Annotated in this window: 1 protein-coding gene; it reads right to left on the bottom strand. The window is 66.5% G+C overall.

The window, feature by feature from the left end; all coding sequences use genetic code 11:
• A partial coding sequence (locus BIU95_RS13400; RefSeq protein WP_175470776.1) for a fatty acid desaturase occupies positions 1-242 on the bottom strand: 242 nt, incomplete at its 3' end.
• Positions 243-251: the final 9 nt, after the last annotated feature.

The raw sequence follows: 251 nt of genomic DNA on the forward strand, positions 1-251 counted from the left end.
GGGGCGATGTCCGGGTCCTTGCCGACGGTGTTCGGGTTGCCGTGGTGCCGGGTGTGCTTGTTCATCCACCACGAGTAGCTCAGCCCCACCAGGAACGTGCCGAGCCAGCGGCCCGCGCGGTCGTTCCACTTCTGGGACTCGAACACCTGACGGTGCGCAGCCTCGTGCGACAGGAACGCGAACTGCGTGAACAGCACCCCCAGCGCACCGGCCACGATCAGCTGGAACCACGAGTCACCCAGGAACGCGAA

The organism is Curtobacterium sp. MCBA15_007 (assembly GCF_001864905.1).
Taxonomy (GTDB): Bacteria; Actinomycetota; Actinomycetes; order Actinomycetales; family Microbacteriaceae; genus Curtobacterium; species Curtobacterium poinsettiae.